Genomic DNA, 20,898 nt, shown 5'->3' on the forward strand with positions numbered 1-20,898 from the left:
ACCGCATTCAACGATTCAAGGACAGACATCATGGGAAAGACCACCGGCTTCATGGAATACGAGCGCATCGAAGAGGGCTACAAGCCTGTCGGCGAGCGTCTGAAGCACTACAAGGAATTCGTCATCGGCCTGGATGACGCGCAGGCCAAGATCCAGGGCGCGCGCTGCATGGACTGCGGCACGCCGTTCTGCAACAACGGCTGCCCGGTCAACAACATCATTCCGGACTTCAACGACCTGGTGTACCAGCAGGACTGGAAGAGCGCCATCGCGGTGCTGCACAGCACCAACAACTTCCCCGAGTTCACCGGCCGCATCTGCCCCGCGCCCTGCGAGGCCGCCTGCGTGCTCAACGTGAACGACGACCCGGTGGGCATCAAGTCGATCGAGCACGCCATCATCGACCGCGCCTGGGCCGAGGGCTGGGTCAAGCCCCTGCCCCCGAAGCACAAGACTGGCAAAAAGGTCGCTGTGGTCGGCTCCGGCCCGGCCGGCATGGCGGCGGCCCAGCAACTGGCGCGCGCGGGCCACGACGTGACCCTGTTCGAGAAGAACGACCGCATCGGCGGCCTGCTGCGCTACGGCATTCCCGACTTCAAGATGGAGAAGTCGCACATCGACCGCCGTGCCGAGCAGATGGCCGCCGAGGGCGTCACCATCCGCACCGGCGTGTTCATCGGCGCCGCCAAGGACGGCCTGGGCAAGGGCTCCAAGGTCACCAACTGGGCCAAGGAAACCATCACGCCCGAGCAACTGCAAAAGGACTTCGACGCCGTGCTGCTGACCGGCGGCGCCGAGCAGTCGCGCGACCTGCCCGTGCCGGGCCGCGACCTGGACGGCGTGCACTTCGCAATGGAGTTCCTTCCCCAGCAGAACAAGGTCAACGCGGGCGACAAGCTCAAGGGCCAGTTGCGCGCCGATGGCAAGCACGTCATCGTGATCGGCGGTGGCGACACCGGCAGCGACTGCGTGGGCACCAGCAACCGCCACGGCGCCGTGAGCGTCACGCAGTTCGAGCTGATGCCCCAGCCGCCCGAGGTCGAGAACCGCCCCATGACCTGGCCCTACTGGCCGATCAAGCTGCGCACCAGCTCCAGCCACGAGGAGGGCTGCGAGCGCGAGTTCGCCATCTCCACCAAGGAACTGCTGGGCGAGAAGGGCAAGGTCACCGGCCTCAAGACCGTCCGCGTCGAATGGAAGGAAGGCAAGATGGTCGAGGTGGCCGGCAGCGAGCAGGTCCTCAAGGCCGACCTCGTGCTGCTGGCCATGGGCTTCGTGAGCCCCGTAGCGCAGGTGCTGGACGCCTTCGGCGTGGACAAGGACGCCCGCGGCAACGCAAAGGCCACCACCGACTTTGACGGCGGCTACGCCACCAACGTGCCCAAGGTGTTCGCTGCGGGCGACATGCGCCGGGGCCAGTCCCTGGTGGTGTGGGCCATCCGCGAAGGCCGCCAGGCCGCGCGCGCGGTGGACGAGTTCCTGATGGGGTACTCCGACTTGCCGCGCTGAGTCCCGTCAAAAGCGGCAGGCTTTGAAACGCCACGGCGCTCTTCGGAGCGCCGTTTTCTTTGCGCCGAAGCGATGGCCCGAACGACCCAAAAAAAAGCCCCTGCCGAACGGCAGGGGCTTTCGTGGAAAGGCCAGCGTTTGCGGCGCGGCGCCGGTCGCCCTTTCCTTTCTCTTTTTCTCTGACCTCCCTCTCCTGCCGAAATCTGGCTGTCCATTCGTCACCGGAGTGCGGTTTTCGAATTCCTGGTGATTCTTCGATCGCGTCGTTCAGCCCACGGATTCTGGCGGCGGGCCTTCTTTGTGCCCTTAACAGGGGCTGAGAAGTCCTGAAACGTTCTGAAATTTCTCGAGTCCCTGCGATCGGTGCGCGGTGCGGCTGTCCGCCTTGGCATCAAGAACGGCATCCTGCGGCACCGTTCCTGATTGCTATGAAAAAATGAGCGCCATGCCGGCGCGTTCATTGCGCTGGAGGCTGTTTTGGCTCTGGGTCCTCAGAACTTGTATTGCACGCCCACCGTCACCTGCCGCGGGCTGCCGGGCATGACCCAGACGCGGTTGTAGGCGCTGTGGTAGTAGGTCTTGTCGAACAGGTTGTCCACGTCCAGCGACACGCGCAGGCGCTTGTCCAGGTTCCAGTAGGTGGTCAGCTTGGCCACGGTGTAGGCGGGCAGGCGCGGCTCGCCCGTGTCGCCGCGGCGCTCGCCCACGTGGGTGAAGCCGCCGCCCACGCCCAGCAGGCCGCCGCCGGCCAGCGCCCTTTCGTGCGTGACGAAGGCGCTGGCGCTCTGGCGGGCGAACTGGGTGATGAGCGGGTCGGCATCCAGGTAGGTGTAGCTCAGCGCCACGCGCCAGCCGGGTGCGACCCAGCCGGCCAACTCGGCCTCCAGGCCCCGGTTGCGGACCTTGCCGGGCACCGGCACCAGGTACACGCCGTCGTCGTCCCAGGTGGCCGTGTTGCGCTTGCTGATGTCGAACAGCGCCACGCTGCCGCCCAGGCGCGCATCGGCGCTCTGCCACTTCATGCCCAGCTCGCGCGCGGTGCCGATCTCGGGCTGGATCTGCTGGCCGGACGCGGTGGTCTGGGCCTGCGCGCGGAACGATCGCCCGGCGCTGGCGTACACCGACACCTCGGGCGTGGCCAGCCAGGTCAGGCCCAGGCGCGGCGAGGTGGCGCTCGGGTCCTGGGTGGTGACGCGGCCCGTGCTGCGCTCGTCGATCTCGCCGCGGTAGCGGTCGTGGCGCACGCCGGCCAGGAGCTTCCACTGGGGCGTGAGGCTGATCTGGTCCTGCACGTAGAAGGCGGTGGTGCGGTCTTCCACCGTGCGGTCGATGGCGCGGGCCGTGAGCGCGGGCCGCGCGGCGGCGCCGTACACCGGGTTGGCCACGCTGATGCCGTAGCCGACGCGGCCGCCGCCCGCCTGGGTGAGCATGGTCTGGTCCATGTCGAAGCGCGACACCTCGGCGCCGACCAGCAGCTCGTGCTGGAAGGCGCCGGTCGTGAGGCGCCCGTTCAGGTCGAGCTGCACCGTGGTGTCGTCGGACCGGAAGTCGCGGCGGATGAGCCGGCGGCACAGCCAGCCGCTGGCCTCGATCGAGGTCTGGCAGGGCGACGGGCCGTATTGGTGGGATTCGCTGGCCAGGCCGGCCAGCGTGTTGCGCTTGTACTGCAGGCCGGCGCGCAGGCTCCAGTCGGCCGACAGTGTCTGCTCCAGGAAGAACTGGTGCGTCTGGTTGTCCACGGTGATGTCGCCGTCGCCGGGTTCGCCGTAGAAGCGCGAGGTGGGCACCGCGCCCAATTGGCCGTTGACCGAGACCACGCCCCGGTCAAGCGGCGCGCGCTGGCGCAGCCACTCGCCGTCGTAGCGCAGCACGGTGTCGGGGCCGAGCTTCCAGGTGATGGCGGGGGCGATCAGCTCGCGGCGGCTGTGCACGAAGTCGCGGAAGCTGTCCTTGTCCTCCACCGACACGTTGAGGCGGTAGGCCAGCGTGGCGGGCTCGGTGGCGCTGCCGTTCAGCGGGCCGGTGCTGTCCAGCGCCATGCGCCTGGCGTCGTGCGTGCCGTAGTAGGCCTCGACCGAATGCGCGGCCTTGAACCGGGGCGGCTTGGTCACGACGTTCACCGTGCCGCCCGGCTCGCTGTTGCCGTACAGCGCGCCCATGGTGCCTTTGAGGAATTCGAAGCGCTCCACGTTGGAGGTGTCGCGCGGCGCGTTGAAGCCGCGGTTGGCCGGCATGCCGTTGCGCAGCAGACTCATGCCCATGTCCTCGTGGCCCACGAAGCCCCGCATGGCCACGTTGTCCCAGATGCCGCCGAAGTTGTTCTGCCGCGAAACGCCGGCCACGTAGTCCAGCACGTCATCGAGGCGCTGGGCGCCCAGGTCGTCGACCAGCTGGCGCGTGACCACGCGCACGGCCTGGGGCACTTCGCGCAGCGGCGTGTCGGTCCTGGTCGCGCCCTCGGATTCCTGGGCGTGGTACTGGCCGGACTGCTGGCGGCCGACGACCTCGGTGGCGGGCAATTGCGGCTCGGCGGCCGCGGGCGCCTGGGCCCAGGCGGGCAGGGCGGTGCCCTGCACCAGGGCCGCGAGGCTGGCGGCGGCCAGCAGAGAGCGGCGCGGGCCGCGGGCCGCGGCGGCGCAGGGGGGAGGCGGAAATCGTCGGTCAGGGGTCGGGTGGCGGTGCATCGGTGCTTCTCTCGTTGGTGGTTGTCGAGAAGAAGACACGCAGCCCCCCGGAAAGGGGACAGCCCTTTTGCTTTGTTTCGATCGATGTGTGCGAAGTGTTGCGCGCGCGCCGCGCCGGGGCGTTTCGCGCCCCGCCACGCGGCCCCTGGTGGCGCGGGGCTTGATATTCTTCGAGCCACAAGAAACGACATCGACGAGGAGAACCCGTGGCCAGAGAGCGGACGAGGGCAGGCAGCATCGGCACCCGGCTGGCACTGCTGGCGTTCAGCGCCGTCTTCGCCGTGGCATTTGGCGTCTTCGGCTACACCTACGGACTGCGGCCCCTGGCCAGCACCCTGCGCCTGGCGTGGGAGGTGCACCACCGCTGGCAGCCGGTGCAGGCCGAGGTCCTCTCCGCGGAGCTTCGGCGGGAGGCGCGCCGTTCGGGCAGCGGTACGGGGCCCGCGTTCGAAGTGCAGGCCCGCTACCGCTACGCCGTGGACGGCAAGCCCCATGAAGGCACCCGCGTGGGCCTGGACCCGGCAGGCCATGGCGAATCGATGGACTTCGACGGTTGGCAACGCCGGTGGCTCGCGCAACTGCAAGGCGCCCGGGCCAGCGGGCACACCGTCACCGCGTGGGTGAACCCGGCCAACCCGTCGCAATCGCTGATCGACCCCGCCATCCGCTGGCGCCTGCAGCTGTTTCGTCTGCCCTTTGCCCTGGTGTTCACCGGCGTGGGCCTGGTGGCGGCCTGGGTGTTCGTCTTCGTCCTGCTGCGCTGGCGCAAGATGGCTCGCGAAGAGGCCGATGCCGCGTCCCTGTCGGACGGGCCGTTGCCCCCGCCTGGGAACCCGGCACGCCGATCCCTCGGCATCCTGTGGCTCATCGCGTTGTTTTGGTGCGGCTTCAGTGTCCCGATGGCCGCCTTGCTGTGGCCCGATCCCCATATTCCGTGGCTCGCCAAGGGGGTCGTGGGCCTGTGCGCTCTGGTGGGCATCGGGCTGCTGTGGTACTCGGGGCATGTCACCTACCTGGCCTGGCGATACGCGGGCACCGGGCTCGCCTTGCAGCCCGCGCGGCCACTCGCAGGGCATCTGGTCGAGGTGGCGCTGGTGGTGCCGGCCCGTGCCGCGCCCCGCATGCAGGGGCACAGCCTGCAATTGCGACTGGCCCAGTACCGGGTGGACGAAGCGAGTTCGGGCTCACCCGAACGGCGCGTGGAGTCTTTCGCCGAGCCCGTGGCGATGCAGCCGGCCAGCGGCGGCCGGCTGCGGCTGGTGGCGCGTTTCCTGGTGCCGCCCGATGCGCCGACCAGCGGCGCCCGCCGCTCGGGCGAGCGCGTGGAATGGCGGCTGGACCTGCTGCGCACGCCGCAAGGCGAGCCGGAGTTGACGTGCGACGTGCCCGTCCAGGCGGCAGCGCAGCCCCTGTCAGGGGAGCCGCCGGACCGCTTCGACCGCCGGGCGGCCTGGAAGGGCACGCCCGTTCCCGTCAGTGCCCGCCCGGCGGGGCCGGGCGCGGAGCAGGATGACGAGGCCCCCATGTTCCTGCCGCCCGCTGTCACGCTGCAGGAAACCCAGCACGCCTGGCACTTCGTCTTTCGCCCGGGCGGCTGGACCTGGGCGGCCGGCATCGTGCTGGTGAACCTGGCGCTCGGCGCGGTGGCCCTGGACGGGCTGGGTGTGTCCCTGGCCGCCGGGTGGCGCACCCCGGCGGCCGCGGGCGCCGGGTGGGCCCTGGCGGTGGCGTTGCTGCATGCCGCATCCCGGCGCTGGACGCTGACGGTGCAGGACGCCGGCCTGGTCGTGCAGCGCCGCTCCTGGCTGTGGTCGCACGCGCGGGTGGTGCCGGGCGAGGCCACCCAGGCCCTGGTCCGCGCGCTGCAACGGGTCACGGGCAGCGGCCCCAGCGAAGAGGCCTACTTCGCGCTGTACGCGCCGGTGCCCGAAGGGGGCCGCGTGCGCCTCACGCCCGGCATCGCCGGCACCGAGGCCGCCACGGCCGTGGGCCAGGCGATCGCCCAGGCCTGGCGGGTCCGGCAGGGCCATTTCACCCCCGGATCGCAGCGGCCCGCGTTGACGGGCCACTCGCGCCCGACCTGGGGCGCCCTGGCCGCGCTGGCTGTGCTGGCGTGGTGCCTGTGGGGCGGTTAGTCCGCGGTCAGAACGTGTGCCTGGCCGTGAGCGTGACGTGGCGCGGCGCGCCGGGCACCACCCACACGCGGTTGTAGGCGCTGGCGTAGTAGCGCTTGTCGAACGCGTTGTCCACCTGCAGCGACAGGCGCAGCGCGGGCCCTGCCTGCCAGTGCGCCAGCAGCCGCATGGTGGTGTAGGCGGGCAGCCGGGGCGATCCGGCATCGCCCGTGCGCTCGCCCACGTGCGTGAGCCCGCCCCCGAGGCCGACGGTGTGCCCGCCCGCTCCGCCGACGCTGCCGTCCAGCGCCCATTCGCGCACCAGCAGCAGGCTGCCGCTCGCGCGCGGAAACTGCGGCAGCGACCGCTGCAGCCAGGCGCCGCCGGCCACCACGCTCCAGCCGGCCGCGGGCCGGCCCGCCAGCTCGAACTCTGCGCCCCGGCTGCGCACGCGGGCGGCGGCCACGCTGTGGTCCGGGTGCTGCGGGTCGGTGACGAGCACATTGCGCTTGGCGATGTCGTAGAGCGCGAGCGACGCCGACAGGGGGCCCTCGGGCGGCTGCCACTTCACGCCGATCTCGCGCGCCAGGCCTTTCTCGGGCGCGAAGGCGCCGCCCTGCACGTCCACGCCCACGTTCGGGCGGAACGAGGCGCCGACGCTGGCATACACCGCCCAGCCCGGCACGGGCAGCCAGGTCAGCCCCGCGCGCGGCGACAGGGCGCCCTGCGACTGGCGCCGCGTGCCGCCGGCCAGCCGGTCGTCCACGGCCTGCCGGAAGCGGTCGTGGCGCAGGCCCAGCAGCGCCTGCCACCGCGGCGCCAGTTCGATCTGGTCCTGCAGGTACAGGCCCAGGCCGCGCTGGTGCTCGTCGGTGGACAGGAAATCCTGCGTCGCCGGCCGCTCGTCGCCGTACACGGGCTGGCGCACGTCGATGCCATCGGCCTGCCAGGTGCCGGCCGGCGACTGCTGCATGACCTGCGAGAGCCGGAAGCGAAACACCTCCATCCCCGCCAGCAGCGTGTGCCGCAGTCCGCCCGCCTCCCACTGCCCCTGCAGATCGAGCTGGCCCGAGCGGTCGCTGGAGGCGAAATCGCGCCAGCGCCGCTGGCGCCACAGCCAGCCGCGTGCCTCCAGGTCGGCCAGCGCCTCGCCGTAGCCGTGGCCGTAGGTGGTGAAGCCCACCATGGTGCCGCGCCGCGCCATCAGCCCCGCATGCACGCGCCAGCCGGGGGCCAGGGCGTGGTCCAGCAGCCACTGGTGCGTCTGGTTGACCATGGCCAGGTCGCCGTCGCCGGGATCGCCATAGAAGTGCGTGACCGGCACGGTGCCCACCTGCCCGCCGAGTGCCACCACGCCCCGGTCCAGCGGCGCGCGCTGGCGCAGCCATTCGCCGTCGTAGCGCAGCGTGGTGGCCTCGGCGAGGCGCCAGGTGAACGCCGGCGCCAGCATGTCGCGGCGCGTGCGCACCTGCTCGCGAAAGCTGCCCTTGTCCTCGCCCACGGCGGTGAGGCGGTAGGCGATGCGCGCGGGTTCGCCCGACTCCGGCGCGGTGCCTGCCGACGCATCCAGCGGGCCGCCGAGCGTGAGCACGGCGCGCCTTGTGTTCCAGCGGCCCAGGCTCGCCTCGATCGTGCGCAGCGGCTCCCACGGCGCGGGCTGCGTCACCACGTTGAGCGTGCCGCCGGGCTCGGACACGCCGTACAGCGCCGCCACGGGCCCGCGCAGGAACTCGAAGCGCTCCACGTTGGCCGTGTCGCGCGGCGCGTTGTAGCCCCGGTTGCCGGCCATGCCGTTGCGCAGCAGGCTCATGCCGGTGTCCTCGTGGCCGGCGAAGCCGCGCAGGGCGATGTTGTCCCAGGTGCCGCCGAAGTCGTTCTGGCGCGACACGCCGGGCACGTAGTCGAGCGCGTCGTCCAGGCGCGTGGCGCCCAGGGCGTCCAAGGTCGGGCGCGGCAGGGTGGACAGGGCCTGCGGCACCGCGAGCGCGGGCGTGGCCGTGCGCGTGGCGGCGCCGGCCCCGCGGCCGTTGCCGCTCCCGAGGGCGGCGTCGGTGCCCCCGGCCTCGCGCAGGGCGGTCACGCGCACCACGGGCAGCACGGCGGCGTCCGGCCCGGGCAGGGCCGACGCGGGTGCGGCGGGCGCGGTGGCCATGGCGCCTGCGGGCCGCAGCACGAAGACGCCGGGCGCCTCCTCGGCTGCCGCGAGCCCCGTGCCCGCCAGCAGCCGCGCCAGTGCCTCGGCGGGTGTGAACCGGCCCGCCACGCCGGGCGCCTGCAGTCCGCGCAGCAGCGCCGCATCGGCCTGCACCGAGGCCCCGGTCTGCGCCGCCAGGGCCGGCAGCCGGTCGGCCAGCGGGCCCGGGGGCAGTTCGACCGCCCGCGGCGCGGGGGCGGGTGATTGCGCCGCGGCCGCGCCCGCCAGCAGGCACAGCGCCAGGCAGCCCGCCCGCGTGCGCAGCCCGGCCATCCGCCCTGCCATCAGTCCTGCACGGTGGCCGGCAGCACCCGCGCCCAGTAGCGCGTGCGCCAGGCCACGCGCACCGGCAGGGTGCGGGGCAGGGCGTCGAGCACGGCGTCGCTGCGGTCGATCTGGAAGGCACCGGTGATGCGCAGCGCGGCCACTGCCGGGTCGCACTGCACCACGCCGGCACGGTAGCGGGCGAGGTCTTCGAGGAACTCGCCCAGCGGCTGGTTGCGCGCCACCAGCAGGCCCTCGGTCCAGCGCCCGGCGAACGGGTCGGCGGGCGCGATCGGCGCGATCCGGCCGGCGGTGAAGCGCAGCGCCTGCCCGGCCGGCACGGTCTGCGCCAGCCCCTGCGCGGTGCGCACGGCCACGGCGCCTTCGTGCACCGTGAGCCGGCAGCCGTCCGGCGCGTCGCGCGCCACGAAGCGCGTGCCCAGCGGGCGCAGCTCGCCTTCGCGCGTGGCGAGCACGAAGGGGCGGTGGCCGGGCGCGCCGGCGTCGGCGCCGGTCTGCACCAGCACCTCGCCGTGCAGCAGCCGCACGGTGCGCTGCGCGGGCGAATAGGCCACGTCGATGGCCGTGGCGGTGTTGAGCCACAGGCGCGTGCCGTCGGGCAACACGAGGTCGCGGCGCTCGCCCCGCGCCGTGCGGTGGTCGGCCGTGAAGGCCTCGCCCCATTGGCGCCAGGCCAGGTGCGCGGCGGGCAGCGCCACGGCCAGGCCGCCGAGCGCGCGCAGCGCACGGCGCCGCCCGTTGCCGCGCGCCCGGCCCAGCACGGCCTGCGCGAGCGGCGGGCCGACGAGGGCCAGCTGCGCCTGCATGCGCTGCGCGCGCTGCCAGGCGCGTTCGTGCTCGGGGTGCTCGTTGCGCCAGCGCTCGCAGGCCGCGTGGTCCTGCACCGTGGCGTCGCCGGCATGCAGCCGGGCCAGCCATTGCGCCGCCGCGCGCACGGCGGCGCGGTCCGGGGGCAAAGGTGCGGCGGCGGGGCTCAATCCACCGCCAGGATGCAGGCCTCGAAGGCCTGCGCCATGTAGCGCTTGACGCTGCGCTCGGTCACGCCCAGCGTGGCGGCGATGCGGGCGTAGTCCTGCCCCTCGATCTGCGACAGCAGGAAGGCGCGCCGCGCGCGCTCGGGCAGGCCGGCCAGGGCCGCATCCAGCCGGTGCAGCGCCTGGCGGGCCATGGCGTGCTGCTCGGCCGAGGGCCACTGCGCTTCGGGCAGCGTGGCCAGCGCGTCGAGCCAGGCGCGCTCCAGCGACAGCCGGCGAAAGTGGTTGGCCACGAGCCGGCCCGCCACGGTGACCAGGTAGGCCCGGGGCTCGCGGGGCGTGGCGGCGTGTGCGTCGGCCTCGGTGCCGGCCTCGGTGCCGGCCTCGGCGCCCAGCCGGTGGGCGAGCAGCCGCACGAAGGTGTCCTGCGCCAGGTCCGCCGCCTGGTCGGGGCAGCCCAGCCGCGCGCGCAGCCAGCCCAGCAGCCAGCGGTGGTGCGCGCCGTACAGGCGGCCGATCTCTTCGGCCGGCCCAGGGGCGGGCGCGGCGGCGTGGTGGGCGGCGGACACGGGAGCCACGGGCGGGAATCCGATGGGTAAACGCCCGGCGGGCGGTCAATGAGAATGCATCGCATTATCTCATCCGTGGGCGGTGGCCCGACCACGGGCCCGTTGCCCGGGCCGGGATGCCTTCTGGTGCACCCTTCTGGTTTTGGTTTGCTATTTAAATGATAGCGGTATGCCCTAGTGATGATTGCGCTGCAGGCCATTTTGGTTCTCATCTGCTGGCGCGCGCTGCACCGCCTTGGGGCGCGTTTCGCGCGGTCGGAGACAATACCGGCCTGGTCCCACCCCCTTCGCGCGTGGCCGCCCGCTGTCCCGGGCCGCCGCGCGCATTGCTTTTCGTCTCTCTGGAACACCCGATACGCCATGAAAAAGATTGCAGCCGTTTTATTGATGTCCCTGGGCGCCCTGCTGGCCGGTTGCGGCAAGAACGACAGCGCGCAGCCCGCTGCGGCCGCCACCCCCGCACCGGCCGCCGCCACCAAGATCGTGGTGGGCCTGGACGACAACTTCCCGCCCATGGGCTTTCGCGACGAGAAGAACGAACTGGTGGGCTTTGACATCGACATGGCGCGCGAAGCTGCCAAGCGCATGGGCGTGGCGGTGGAGTTCAAGCCGATCGACTGGAGCGCCAAGGAGGCCGAGCTGTCCGGCCAGCGCGTGGATGCGCTGTGGAACGGGCTGACCATCACGCCCGAGCGCAAGCAGAACATCGCCTTCACCGCGCCGTACATGGAGAACCACCAGATCGTCGTGGTGTCGGCCCAGTCCCCCATCAAGGCCAAGGCCGATCTGGCCGGCAAGGTGGTGGGCGCGCAGGAGGGCAGCAGCGCGGTCGATGCGGTCAAGAAGGAAGACGCCGTGTTCAAGTCGTTCAAGGAGTTCAAGACCTTCGGCGACAACGTGACGGCGCTGATGGACCTGTCCACCGGCCGCCTGGAAGCCGTGGTGGTCGATGAAGTGGTGGGCCGCTACTACGTGGCCAAGAAGCCCGGCGCTTACGCCGTGCTGGACGAGCACTTCGGCACCGAAGACTACGGCGTGGGCGTGCGCAAGGACGACACCGCGCTGCAGGGCCGCCTGGACAAGGCCCTGGCCGACATGAAGCAGGACGGCACGGCCGGAAAGATCGCCACGCAGTGGTTCGGCAAGAACATCGTCAAATAAAGAACAACCCCCTGAGGCGCTGCGCGCCTTCCCCCTTCTCTCGCCTCACTGCGTGATGCGGGAAGGGGGACGCAGCCGGCGCGGCGGGGCGGCCCTTGCGCGGCTGCCGCTGGTATCGGGCCGCGCCAGTTGCCCAGGTTGCAGGCCTTGCCGGCCGCAGTCGTTTAGCCATGGACTCTCGTAGCTCATAGATGGATTACGTTCTCTCCCTTCTGGGGCCGATGGCGCAGGGCGCCGCGGTCACGCTGAAGCTCTTCGCCATCACGCTGGTGCTGGCCGTGCCGCTCGGGCTCGCACTGGCGCTGGCGCGCGTGTCGCGCCTGGCGCCGCTGTCGGCGCTGGTCAACGGCTACATCTGGCTCATGCGCGGCACGCCGCTCATGCTGCAGATGCTGTTCATCTATTTCGCGCTGCCGTTCGTGCCGGTCATCGGCGTGCGGCTGCCGGACTTTCCCGCCGCCGTGGTGGCCTTCGCGCTCAACTACGCGGCGTACTTCGCGGAGATCTTCCGCTCCGGCATCCAGTCGGTGGACCGGGGCCAGTACGAGGCCGCCCGTGTGCTGGGCATGACCTACGGGCAGACCATGCGCCGCATCGTGCTGCCGCAGATGGTGCGCCGCATCCTGCCGCCCATGAGCAACGAGACCATCACCCTGGTCAAGGACACCTCCCTCATCTACGTGCTGGCCCTGAACGACCTGCTGCGCGCTGCGCGCGGCATCGTGCAGCGCGACTTCACCACCACGCCGTTCATCGTGGCGGCGGCTTTTTATCTGACCATGACCCTGGTGCTCACCTGGGGCTTCCAGCGCCTGGAGAAACGCTATGCCAGACACGACGCTTGACGCGGCGGGCGCGGTGCCCATGATCGAGGCGCGCGGCCTGCACAAGGCCTTCGGCGGCACGCCGGTGCTGCGCGACGTGTCGCTCACCCTCGGGCGCGGCGAGGTGGTGGCGGTGATCGGGCCCTCGGGCTCGGGCAAGAGCACCTTCCTGCGCTGCCTGAACCACCTGGAGACCATCGACAGCGGCCACATCGCCATCGAAGGCGAGGCGCTGGCGACCACCGACGCGGCGGGCCGCTGCACCTACGTGCCCGAGGCCCGCGTGCGCGGCATCTGCCGCAAGATGGGCATGGTGTTCCAGTCGTTCAACCTGTTCCCGCACCTGACCGTGCTGCAGAACCTGATCGAGGCGCCCATGGTGGTGCGCGGCATGCCGCGCGAGGCCGCGGTGGCCCGCGCCGAGGCGCTGCTGGCCAAGGTGGGCCTGTCGGACAAGCGCGACCACTTTCCCGGCCGGTTGTCGGGCGGGCAAAAGCAGCGCGTGGCCATCGCCCGCGCACTGGCCATGGAGCCCGACATCCTGCTGTTCGACGAGCCCACTTCCGCCCTCGACCCCGAGCTGACCGGCGAGGTGCTGCGCACCATGCGCGAGCTGGCCAGCGACCGCATGACCATGCTGGTCGTCACCCACGAGATGGGCTTTGCGCGCGAGGTGGCCCACCGCGTGGTGTTCATGGACCGGGGCGAGCTGATCGAATCGGCCCCGGCGGCGGCGTTTTTCGCAAATCCGCAACATGCGCGCACCCAGGCATTTCTTCGCAGCATGCTTTGACCGGCATTGGGTGGCCGGTAAAAATCCAAGCCAAATCGGCTTCCAGGGCAATCATCACTAGGGCATGTCGCTATCGAAAAATGAGCATTCTTGCCCCCTGGATTTTTGCAAACATCCATGCATGTATGTTTGCGTTACCATCGCATGCCCGGGGTTTGCCCTGACCCGCGACAATCACCGGTTGGTCCCCTTCTTCATCCCTCTGAATGCCTGAGCACCCATTTCTGGTCGAACTGCGCAACGTGACGTTCTCGTACGGCGAGCGCGACATCCTGCGCGACGTTTCGCTGTCCGTGCCGCGCGGCAAGGTCACGGCGCTCATGGGCGCCTCCGGCGGCGGCAAGACCACGGTGCTGCGCCTCATCGGCGGGCAGCAGCGGGCGCAGCAGGGCGAGGTTCTGGTCGGCGGCCAGGACGTGGGCCGCATGGATGCCGCCACGCTCTACGCCGCGCGGCGCCGCATGGGCATGCTGTTCCAGTTCGGCGCGCTGTTCACCGACATGAGCGTGTTCGAGAACGTGGCCTTTCCGCTGCGCGAGCACACCGACCTGCCCGAGGAGCTGATCCGCGACATCGTGCTGATGAAGCTCAACGCCGTGGGCCTGCGCGGCGCGCGCGACCTCATGCCCAGCCAGGTCTCGGGCGGCATGGCCCGGCGCGTGGCGCTGGCCCGGGCGATCGCGCTGGACCCCGAACTCATCATGTACGACGAGCCCTTCGCCGGGCTCGACCCCATTTCCCTCGGCACGGCGGCCCAGCTCATCCGGCAGCTGAACGACGCCATGGGCCTGACCACCCTCATCGTCTCGCACGACGTGGAAGAGACCTTCCGCGTGGCCGACCACGTGATCGTGCTCGGCCCCGGCACCGTGGCCGCGCAGGGCACGCCCGACGAGGTGCGCGCCAGCCGCGACCCGCTGGTGCACCAGTTCGTGCACGCGCTGCCCACCGGCCCCGTGCCGTTCCATTACCCCGGCCCCGACGTGGCGCAGGATTTCGGCCCGACCCCCGGAGGTGCGCGATGAGCTGGTGGCGTCCCTCCGATGTGGGCTTCGCGGTGCGCAGCCATCTGGCCGGCGTGGGCCGCGCGGCGCGCCTGTTCGGCCGGCTGGTGGCCCTGATCGGCCCCACGCTGCAGCGCCCGGGGCTGGTGCGCGACCAGATCCATTTCCTGGGCAACTACTCGCTGTCCATCATCGCCGTGTCGGGCCTGTTCGTGGGCTTCGTGCTCGGCCTGCAGGGCTACTACACGCTGCAGCGCTACGGCTCGGCCGAATCGCTGGGCCTTCTGGTGGCGCTGTCGCTGGTGCGCGAGCTGGGCCCGGTGGTCACGGCGCTGCTGTTCGCCGGCCGCGCGGGCACCTCGCTCACCGCCGAGATCGGCCTCATGCGCGCGGGCGAGCAGCTCTCGGCCATGGAGATGATGGCCGTCGATCCGGTGCGCCGCATCCTCGCGCCGCGTTTCTGGGCCGGCGTGTTCACCATGCCGCTGCTGGCCGCGGTGTTCAGCGCGGTGGGCGTGATCGGCGGCTGGATCGTGGGCGTGCTCATGATCGGCGTGGACGGCGGCGCCTTCTGGGGCCAGATGCAGGGCGGCGTGGACGTGTGGAAGGACGTGGGCAACGGGGTGCTCAAGAGCCTCGTGTTCGGCGTTACCGTCACGTTCATCGCGCTGCTGCAGGGCTACCTGGCCAAGCCCACGCCCGAAGGCGTGTCGCGGGCCACCACGCGCACGGTGGTGATGGCGTCGCTCGCCGTGCTGGGGCTGGACTTCGTCCTCACCGCCCTGATGTTCAGTATTTGACGGGGCCGCACGCCCGCAACCCCTAGGAAACACACACCATGCAGCATTCCAAGAACGATATCTGGGTCGGCCTGTTCGTCCTGCTGGGCGGCGCGGCGCTGGTCTTTCTGGCCTTGCAGTCCGCCAACCTGCTCAAGTTGAACTTCCAGACCGGCTACCAGGTCACCGCGCTGTTCGACAACATCGGCGGCTTGAAGCCCCAGGCGGCGGTGCGCAGCGCCGGCGTGGTGGTCGGCCGCGTGCAGTCCATCACCTTCGACGACAAGAGCTTCCAGGCCAAGGTGACGCTGGAGCTGCAAAAACGCTATGCGTTCCCCAAGGACAGCTCGCTCAAGATCCTCACGAGCGGCCTGCTGGGCGACCAGTACATCGGCATCCAGGCCGGTGCCGACGAAGCCAACCTGGCGGAAGGCGACAAGATCTCCTCCACCCAGTCGGCCGTGGTGCTGGAAAACCTGATCGGACAATTTCTCTATGGCAAGGCAGAGGGCGGCGGCAACAGCAGCAGCGCGCCTTCCTCCAGCACAGGTGGCAAAAAATGACGACAACAACGACCATGAAACGGGCTCTGGCCCACGGCAGCGCACTGGCATTGGGCGCGCTCTTCCTGACGGGCTGCGCCAGCGGCCCCGGGGCCAACCCGCGTGACCCGCTGGAGCCCTACAACCGCAGCATGACGAACTTCAACGACAACGTCGATTCGATCATCCTGCGGCCGGTCGCCACGGCCTACCGCGACATCACGCCCGCGCCCGTGCGCACCGGCGTGAGCAACTTCTTCTCCAACCTGGGCGATGCCTGGTCGTTCGTGAACAACCTGCTGCAGCTGCGCGGCGAGGGCGCGCTCAACAGCCTGGTGCGCTTCAACGTGAACACGGTGTTCGGCTTAGGGGGCGTGTTCGACGTGGCCAGCGAAATGGGCGTGGACCGCGCCAAGCAGGACTTCGGCCTCACGCTCGGCCACTGGGGCATCCCCACCGGCCCGTACCTCGTGCTGCCGCTGCTGGGCCCGTCCACCGTGCGCGACACGCTCGCGCTGCCGGTCGATGCCAAGGGCGATCTCGTCTCGTACGTGGACCCGGTGTCGGCGCGCAACTCGCTGTATGCCCTGCGCGTGGTGAACATCCGCTCCAACCTGCTGCGCGCCAGCTCGGTGCTGGACACCGCGGCGCTCGACAAGTACAGCTTCACGCGCGATGTGTTCCTACAGGTTCGCAGCCAGGAAGGCGGCGCGCCGGCCAACAGCGGCGAGGAAGAATACGACGACGGCGGCGGCAAGCTGCCCGAAGAGCCGGCGCGCTGAAGGGCCTCGGCCTTGGCGCGGCGCGGTTGCAGTTGCTTGCATCCGTGCACCGGGCCGACGCATCCTGGCGAAGGCCCGACCCGAGAATGAACGAATCGAAGGGACGCCATCTGGGCGTGCCAGAGGAAGGAACGACACTGATGATGAATCGACGCACCCTGGGCCATGCCGCCCTCTGCACCGCCGCCGTGCTCTGGCTCGGCGCCCCGCTGTCCGCACTGGCCGCCGAAGAAGCGCCCGATGCGCTGGTCAAGCGCCTGTCGGCCGACGTGCTGGAAACCGTCCGCAACGACAAGAGCATCAAGGCCGGCGACGTGAACAAGATCATGGCGCTGGTCGACAAGACCATCCTGCCGCACGTCAATTTCCGCCGCATGACCGCCGCGGCCGTGGGCCCGGGCTGGCGCCAGGCCACGCCCGAACAGCAAAAGCGGCTGCAGGACGAGTTCAAGACGCTGCTGGTGCGCACCTATTCCGGCGCATTGAGCCAGGTGAACGACCAGACCATCACCGTCAAGCCCCTGCGCATGGCCGCCGACGACAAGGACGTGCTGGTGCGCACCGAGATCCAGGGCCGTGGCGACCCGATCCAGCTCGACTACCGCCTGGAGAAGACACCCGGCGACGGTGCCGGCTGGAAGATCTACAACCTGAATGTGCTCGGCGTGTGGCTGGTGGAAACCTACCGCGGCCAGTTCGCGCAGGAGATCAACGCCAAGGGCGTGGACGGCCTGATCGAGTCGCTGGTGGCCCGCAACAAGGCCAACGCCGCCAAGGGCGGCTGACCGTTCGCCGGAGCCGATCGCGATGCTGGTGCTTCCTTCGGAACTGACCCATGCGCAGGCCAATGCGAGCTTGCGCATGCTGCTGCAGGGGCTCAAGGCCCACCGCGACGAGCTGCTGGTGGTGGATGCCAGCGCGCTGACCACGTTCGACTCGTCGGCGCTGGCGGTGCTGCTGGGCTGCCGCCGCGCCGCGCTGCTGGACGGCAAGCGGTTCGAGGTGAAGTCGCTGCCGGACGGGCTGCAAAAGCTCGCCGGCCTGTACGGGGTGGGCGAGCTGCTGCCGGCCGCCTGAGCCCTTCGGGTGCGGCGCCTGCACGGGGCGCCGGCCCGTCTGTTGCCTGGCTGCCGCACCGCCTGGTTCTCGCGCTGCCCCGTGCGGGCGCGAGTCGCCGTCCATCGCTGTTTTTCTTTCCCATCGCCTTGCGCGGGCACCGGTTGCCGGCACGCCGTAAAATCACCGGCTCCCATGCCCGCAGTCTCCTTCCAGTCCGTCTCCAAAACCTATTCCACGCCCAAAGGCCCTTTCCAGGCGCTCGACAACGTCAGCTTGGACATCGAGGAGGGCGAGTTCTTCGGCCTGCTCGGGCCGAACGGCGCGGGCAAGACCACCCTCATCAGCATCCTTGCCGGCCTCGCCCGTGCCACCAGCGGCCACGTGCGCGTGCAGGGCAGCGATGTGCAGGCCGATTTCGCCGCCGCCCGCCGCAAGCTGGGCGTGGTGCCGCAGGAGCTGGTGTTCGACCCGTTCTTCAACGTGCGCGAGGCGCTGCGCATCCAGTCCGGCTACTTCGGCGTGAAGAACAACGAGGCCTGGATCGACGAGCTGCTGGAAAACCTGGGCCTGGCCGACAAGGCCGGCTCCAACATGCGCCAGCTCTCGGGCGGCATGAAGCGCCGCGTGCTGGTGGCCCAGGCGCTGGTGCACAAGCCGCCGATCATCGTGCTCGACGAGCCCACGGCGGGCGTGGACGTCGAGTTGCGCCAGACGCTGTGGCACTTCGTCGCCCGTCTGAACAAGGAAGGCCACACGGTGCTGCTCACCACCCATTACCTGGAAGAGGCCGAGGCGCTGTGCAACCGCATCGCCATGCTCAAGCGCGGGCGCATGGTGGCGCTGTCCACCACCTCCGACCTGCTGCACGGGGCCTCGACGAACGTGATGCGCTTCAAGACCGATGACGTGCTGCCGCCCGCCCTGGCGGCCATCGCCCGGGTGACCGGCCGCGTGGTGCAGCTGCCCGCGCAGGACGCGCAGGACATCGAGCGGCACCTGGCCGTGCTGCGCGCCGCGGGCGTGGCCGTGCACGACGTGGAGATCCGCAAGGCCGATCTGGAGGACGTGTTCCTCAACGTGATGGCGCAAAGCAGCTACCCCGACCCGGCGCGCGAGCCCGCGCCGCCCGAAGGACCCGAGGCCACGGCCGAAGGCGGGGTGCGCCTATGACCGGCTGGCAGACCCTGTTCTACAAAGAGGTGCTGCGGTTCTGGAAGGTGAGCTTCCAGACCGTGGCCGCGCCCGTGCTCACGGCCGTGCTGTACCTGCTGATCTTCGGCCACGTGCTGGAAGACCACGTGAAGGTGTACGACCGCATCAGCTACACCGCCTTCCTGATTCCGGGGCTGGTGATGATGAGCATCCTGCAGAACGCCTTCGCCAACAGCTCCTCCAGCCTGGTGCAGAGCAAGATCATGGGCAGCCTGGTGTTCGTGCTGCTCACGCCGCTGTCGCACTGGGCGTGGTTCGTGGCCTACGTGGGCTCGTCCATCGTGCGCGGGCTGGTCGTGGGACTGGGCGTGTTCGTGGTGACGCTCGCGTTCGCACGGCCCGATTTCGCCGCGCCGCTGTGGATCCTGGCGTTCGCGCTGCTGGGCGCGGCGCTGCTGTCCACGCTGGGGCTGATCGCCGGGCTGTGGGCCGACAAGTTCGACCAGATGGCGGCGTTCCAGAACTTCGTGATCGTGCCCATGACGTTCCTGTCGGGCGTGTTCTATTCCATCCAGTCGCTGCCGCCGTTCTGGCAGACGGTGAGCCACCTGAACCCGTTCTTCTACATGATCGACGGCTTTCGCTACGGCTTCTTCGGCCAGAGCGACACGTCGCCGTGGCTGAGCCTGGGCATCGTGGGCATCGCCTGGCTGCTGGTCAGCGCGCTGGCGGTGCACCTGCTGCGCACCGGCTACAAGATTCGCAATTGACGACGCGACGACGCACCCACGACCCCCGAGCCCATCCATGACCGCCGACCAACTCAAAGACCTCATCGCCGCCGGCCTGCCTTGCGAGCACCTCGCGCTGGAAGGCGACGGACGGCACTGGTACGCCACCATCGTCTCGGCCGAGTTCGAGGGCAAGCGTGCCATCCAGCGCCACCAGCGCGTCTATGCCACGCTGGGCACCCGCATGCAGACCGACGAGGTGCATGCGCTGTCCATGAAGACCTTCACGCCCGCCGAGTGGGCCGCGCAGGGCGCCTGATGGCCTGTGGTTGGTTGCTCACTTTTTGATAGCTATATGCCCTAGTACTGATTGCGCTGGCGGCACTTTTGACTGAAACACCGGGCTCGATGCCATGGACAAACTCCTGATTCGCGGCGGCCGCGCGCTGCATGGCGAGGTGCTGGTTTCCGGCGCCAAGAACGCCGCCCTGCCCGAGCTGTGCGCGGCGCTGCTCACGGCCGAGCCCGTCACGCTGCTGAACGTGCCCCAGCTGCAGGACGTGGCGACCATGCTCAAGCTCATCCGCAACATGGGCGTGGCGGCCGAGCGCTCGCCGGACGGCACGGTGCGCATCGATGCGGGCGCGCTCTCCACGCCCGAGGCGCCCTACGAGCTGGTCAAGACCATGCGCGCCTCGGTGCTGGCCCTGGGGCCGCTGCTGGCGCGCTTCGGCGAGGCGACCGTGTCGCTGCCGGGCGGCTGCGCCATCGGCTCGCGCCCGGTGGACCAGCACATCAAGGGCCTGACCGCCATGGGCGCGGAGATCCTGGTGGAGCACGGCTACATGATCGCCAGGCTGCCGGCGGGCGCCACGCGCCTGAAGGGCGCGCGCATCACCACCGACATGGTCACCGTGACGGGCACCGAGAACTTCCTCATGGCCGCCACGCTGGCTGAGGGCGAGACGGTGCTGGAGAACGCCGCGCAGGAGCCCGAGATTTCCGACCTGGCCGAGATGCTGATCGCCATGGGCGCCCGGATCGAAGGCCACGGCACCAGCCGCATCCGCATCCAGGGCGTGGAGCGCCTGCACGGCGCCACGCACCGCGTGGTGGCCGACCGCATCGAGGCCGGCACCTTCCTGTGCGCCGTGGCGGCCACGGGCGGCGAGGCCCTGCTGCGCCACGGCCGCGCCGACCACCTGGACGCCGTGATCGAGAAGCTGCGCGAAGCCGGCGTGCAGGTGCAGGCCGAGCCGGAAGGCATCCGCGTCAAAAGCCCGGGCGCCGCGCAATTGCGCGCGCAGGGCTTTCGCACCACCGAGTACCCCGGCTTTCCCACCGACATGCAGGCGCAGTTCATGGCGCTGAACGTGGTGGCGCAGGGCACCTCCACGGTCACCGAGACCATCTTCGAGAACCGCTTCATGCACGTGGACGAGCTCGCGCGCCTGGGTGCCAGGATCCAGACCGATGGCAAGGTCGCGGTGATCGAGGGCCTGGGCAGCACGGCCGCGCGCCTGTCCGGCGCCACGGTGATGGCCACCGACCTGCGCGCCTCGGCCAGCCTCGTCATCGCCGGGCTGGTGGCGGACGGCGCCACCGTGGTGGACCGCATCTACCACCTGGACCGCGGCTACGACTGCATGGAAGCCAAGCTGCGCGGCCTCGGGGCCGACATCGAGAGGGCGGCATGAGCCGCCTTCGCTGCTGCCCGGTTCCATGGCGCGTGGCGGCCGGGT

At 70.4% G+C, this 20,898-nt stretch carries 19 protein-coding genes; 15 read left to right on the forward strand and 4 right to left on the reverse strand.

What is annotated here, in order from left to right; translation table 11 throughout:
• Nucleotides 1-30: 30 nt before the first annotated feature.
• Nucleotides 31-1,509 carry a glutamate synthase subunit beta gene (locus AVME950_RS11425; protein ID WP_284429917.1) on the forward strand — a complete coding sequence of 493 codons (1,479 nt, stop codon included), beginning with the start codon at nt 31-33 and terminating at the stop codon, nt 1,507-1,509.
• A 491-nt stretch (nt 1,510-2,000) separates the two neighbouring features.
• On the opposite strand, the gene AVME950_RS11430 is transcribed toward AVME950_RS11425, so the two are convergent.
• Nucleotides 2,001-4,193 (reverse strand): TonB-dependent siderophore receptor, encoded by a 2,193-nt coding sequence (locus AVME950_RS11430; RefSeq protein WP_284429918.1) that lies wholly within the window; start codon nt 4,191-4,193, stop codon nt 2,001-2,003.
• Between the two features lie 206 nt (nt 4,194-4,399).
• On the opposite strand from AVME950_RS11430, the gene AVME950_RS11435 reads away from it, so the two are divergent.
• Nucleotides 4,400-6,328 carry a DUF3592 domain-containing protein gene (locus AVME950_RS11435; RefSeq protein ID WP_284429919.1) on the forward strand — a complete coding sequence of 643 codons (1,929 nt, stop codon included), beginning with the start codon at nt 4,400-4,402 and terminating at the stop codon, nt 6,326-6,328.
• Nucleotides 6,329-6,335: 7 nt separating this feature from the next.
• On the opposite strand, the gene AVME950_RS11440 is transcribed toward AVME950_RS11435, so the two are convergent.
• Genes AVME950_RS11440 through AVME950_RS11450 form a run of 3 tightly spaced genes read right to left on the reverse strand, consistent with a single transcriptional unit; the run spans nt 6,336 to nt 10,329 of the window.
• Complete coding sequence (locus AVME950_RS11440; RefSeq protein WP_284429920.1) at nt 6,336-8,786, reverse strand: TonB-dependent siderophore receptor; 2,451 nt, start codon at nt 8,784-8,786, stop codon at nt 6,336-6,338.
• The gene (locus AVME950_RS11445) at nt 8,786-9,763 is read right to left on the reverse strand and encodes a FecR domain-containing protein (protein ID WP_284429921.1); all 978 of its coding nucleotides are present in this window, start codon (nt 9,761-9,763) and stop codon (nt 8,786-8,788) included. Before AVME950_RS11445 ends, AVME950_RS11440 begins: the two co-directional genes overlap by 1 nt.
• Entirely contained in the window at nt 9,760-10,329 is a 570-nt protein-coding gene (locus AVME950_RS11450; RefSeq protein ID WP_284429922.1) for a sigma-70 family RNA polymerase sigma factor, read from the reverse strand. The genes AVME950_RS11445 and AVME950_RS11450 overlap by 4 nt, the downstream gene beginning before the upstream one ends.
• A 360-nt stretch (nt 10,330-10,689) precedes the next feature.
• Between AVME950_RS11450 and AVME950_RS11455 the strand changes: the two genes are divergently transcribed.
• The 13 genes from AVME950_RS11455 (at nt 10,690) to murA (ending at nt 20,853) form a co-directional block, all read left to right on the forward strand.
• The gene (locus AVME950_RS11455) at nt 10,690-11,490 is read left to right on the forward strand and encodes an amino acid ABC transporter substrate-binding protein (protein ID WP_284429923.1); all 801 of its coding nucleotides are present in this window, start codon (nt 10,690-10,692) and stop codon (nt 11,488-11,490) included.
• A 191-nt stretch (nt 11,491-11,681) separates the two neighbouring features.
• The gene (locus AVME950_RS11460; RefSeq protein WP_272567580.1) at nt 11,682-12,335 is read left to right on the forward strand and encodes an amino acid ABC transporter permease; all 654 of its coding nucleotides are present in this window, start codon (nt 11,682-11,684) and stop codon (nt 12,333-12,335) included.
• A complete protein-coding gene (locus tag AVME950_RS11465; protein ID WP_284429924.1) occupies nt 12,316-13,107 on the forward strand; it encodes an amino acid ABC transporter ATP-binding protein in 792 nt (263 codons plus the stop codon). Before AVME950_RS11460 ends, AVME950_RS11465 begins: the two co-directional genes overlap by 20 nt.
• Nucleotides 13,108-13,313: 206 nt before the next feature.
• Nucleotides 13,314-14,132 (forward strand): ABC transporter ATP-binding protein, encoded by an 819-nt coding sequence (locus AVME950_RS11470; protein ID WP_284426005.1) that lies wholly within the window; start codon nt 13,314-13,316, stop codon nt 14,130-14,132.
• Nucleotides 14,129-14,911: a lipid asymmetry maintenance ABC transporter permease subunit MlaE gene (gene mlaE / locus AVME950_RS11475; RefSeq protein WP_272567584.1), complete on the forward strand. Its 783-nt coding sequence runs from the start codon at nt 14,129-14,131 to the stop codon at nt 14,909-14,911. Before AVME950_RS11470 ends, mlaE begins: the two co-directional genes overlap by 4 nt.
• Before the next feature lie 38 nt (nt 14,912-14,949).
• Nucleotides 14,950-15,453: an outer membrane lipid asymmetry maintenance protein MlaD gene (gene mlaD, locus AVME950_RS11480; protein WP_284396724.1), complete on the forward strand. Its 504-nt coding sequence runs from the start codon at nt 14,950-14,952 to the stop codon at nt 15,451-15,453.
• Nucleotides 15,450-16,214: an MlaA family lipoprotein gene (locus AVME950_RS11485; RefSeq protein ID WP_284429925.1), complete on the forward strand. Its 765-nt coding sequence runs from the start codon at nt 15,450-15,452 to the stop codon at nt 16,212-16,214. The genes mlaD and AVME950_RS11485 overlap by 4 nt, the downstream gene beginning before the upstream one ends.
• Nucleotides 16,215-16,354: 140 nt before the next feature.
• On the forward strand, nt 16,355-16,999 hold the full coding sequence (locus tag AVME950_RS11490; protein WP_284429926.1) for an MlaC/ttg2D family ABC transporter substrate-binding protein: 645 nt from the start codon (nt 16,355-16,357) through the stop codon (nt 16,997-16,999).
• A gap of 22 nt (nt 17,000-17,021) precedes the next feature.
• Entirely contained in the window at nt 17,022-17,291 is a 270-nt protein-coding gene (locus AVME950_RS11495; protein ID WP_284426007.1) for an STAS domain-containing protein, read from the forward strand.
• Between the two features lie 174 nt (nt 17,292-17,465).
• Nucleotides 17,466-18,443: an ABC transporter ATP-binding protein gene (locus tag AVME950_RS11500; RefSeq protein ID WP_284429927.1), complete on the forward strand. Its 978-nt coding sequence runs from the start codon at nt 17,466-17,468 to the stop codon at nt 18,441-18,443.
• Nucleotides 18,440-19,195: an ABC transporter permease gene (locus AVME950_RS11505; protein ID WP_272567593.1), complete on the forward strand. Its 756-nt coding sequence runs from the start codon at nt 18,440-18,442 to the stop codon at nt 19,193-19,195. The genes AVME950_RS11500 and AVME950_RS11505 overlap by 4 nt, the downstream gene beginning before the upstream one ends.
• Before the next feature lie 37 nt (nt 19,196-19,232).
• Entirely contained in the window at nt 19,233-19,475 is a 243-nt protein-coding gene (locus AVME950_RS11510; RefSeq protein ID WP_272567594.1) for a BolA family protein, read from the forward strand.
• A 94-nt stretch (nt 19,476-19,569) separates the two neighbouring features.
• Nucleotides 19,570-20,853 carry a UDP-N-acetylglucosamine 1-carboxyvinyltransferase gene (gene murA, locus AVME950_RS11515; protein WP_284410983.1) on the forward strand — a complete coding sequence of 428 codons (1,284 nt, stop codon included), beginning with the start codon at nt 19,570-19,572 and terminating at the stop codon, nt 20,851-20,853.
• The last annotated feature ends 45 nt before the right edge of the window (nt 20,854-20,898 follow it).

The sequence above is a fragment of the Acidovorax sp. SUPP950 genome, assembly GCF_030158935.1.
Lineage (GTDB): Bacteria > Pseudomonadota > Gammaproteobacteria > Burkholderiales > Burkholderiaceae_C > Paracidovorax.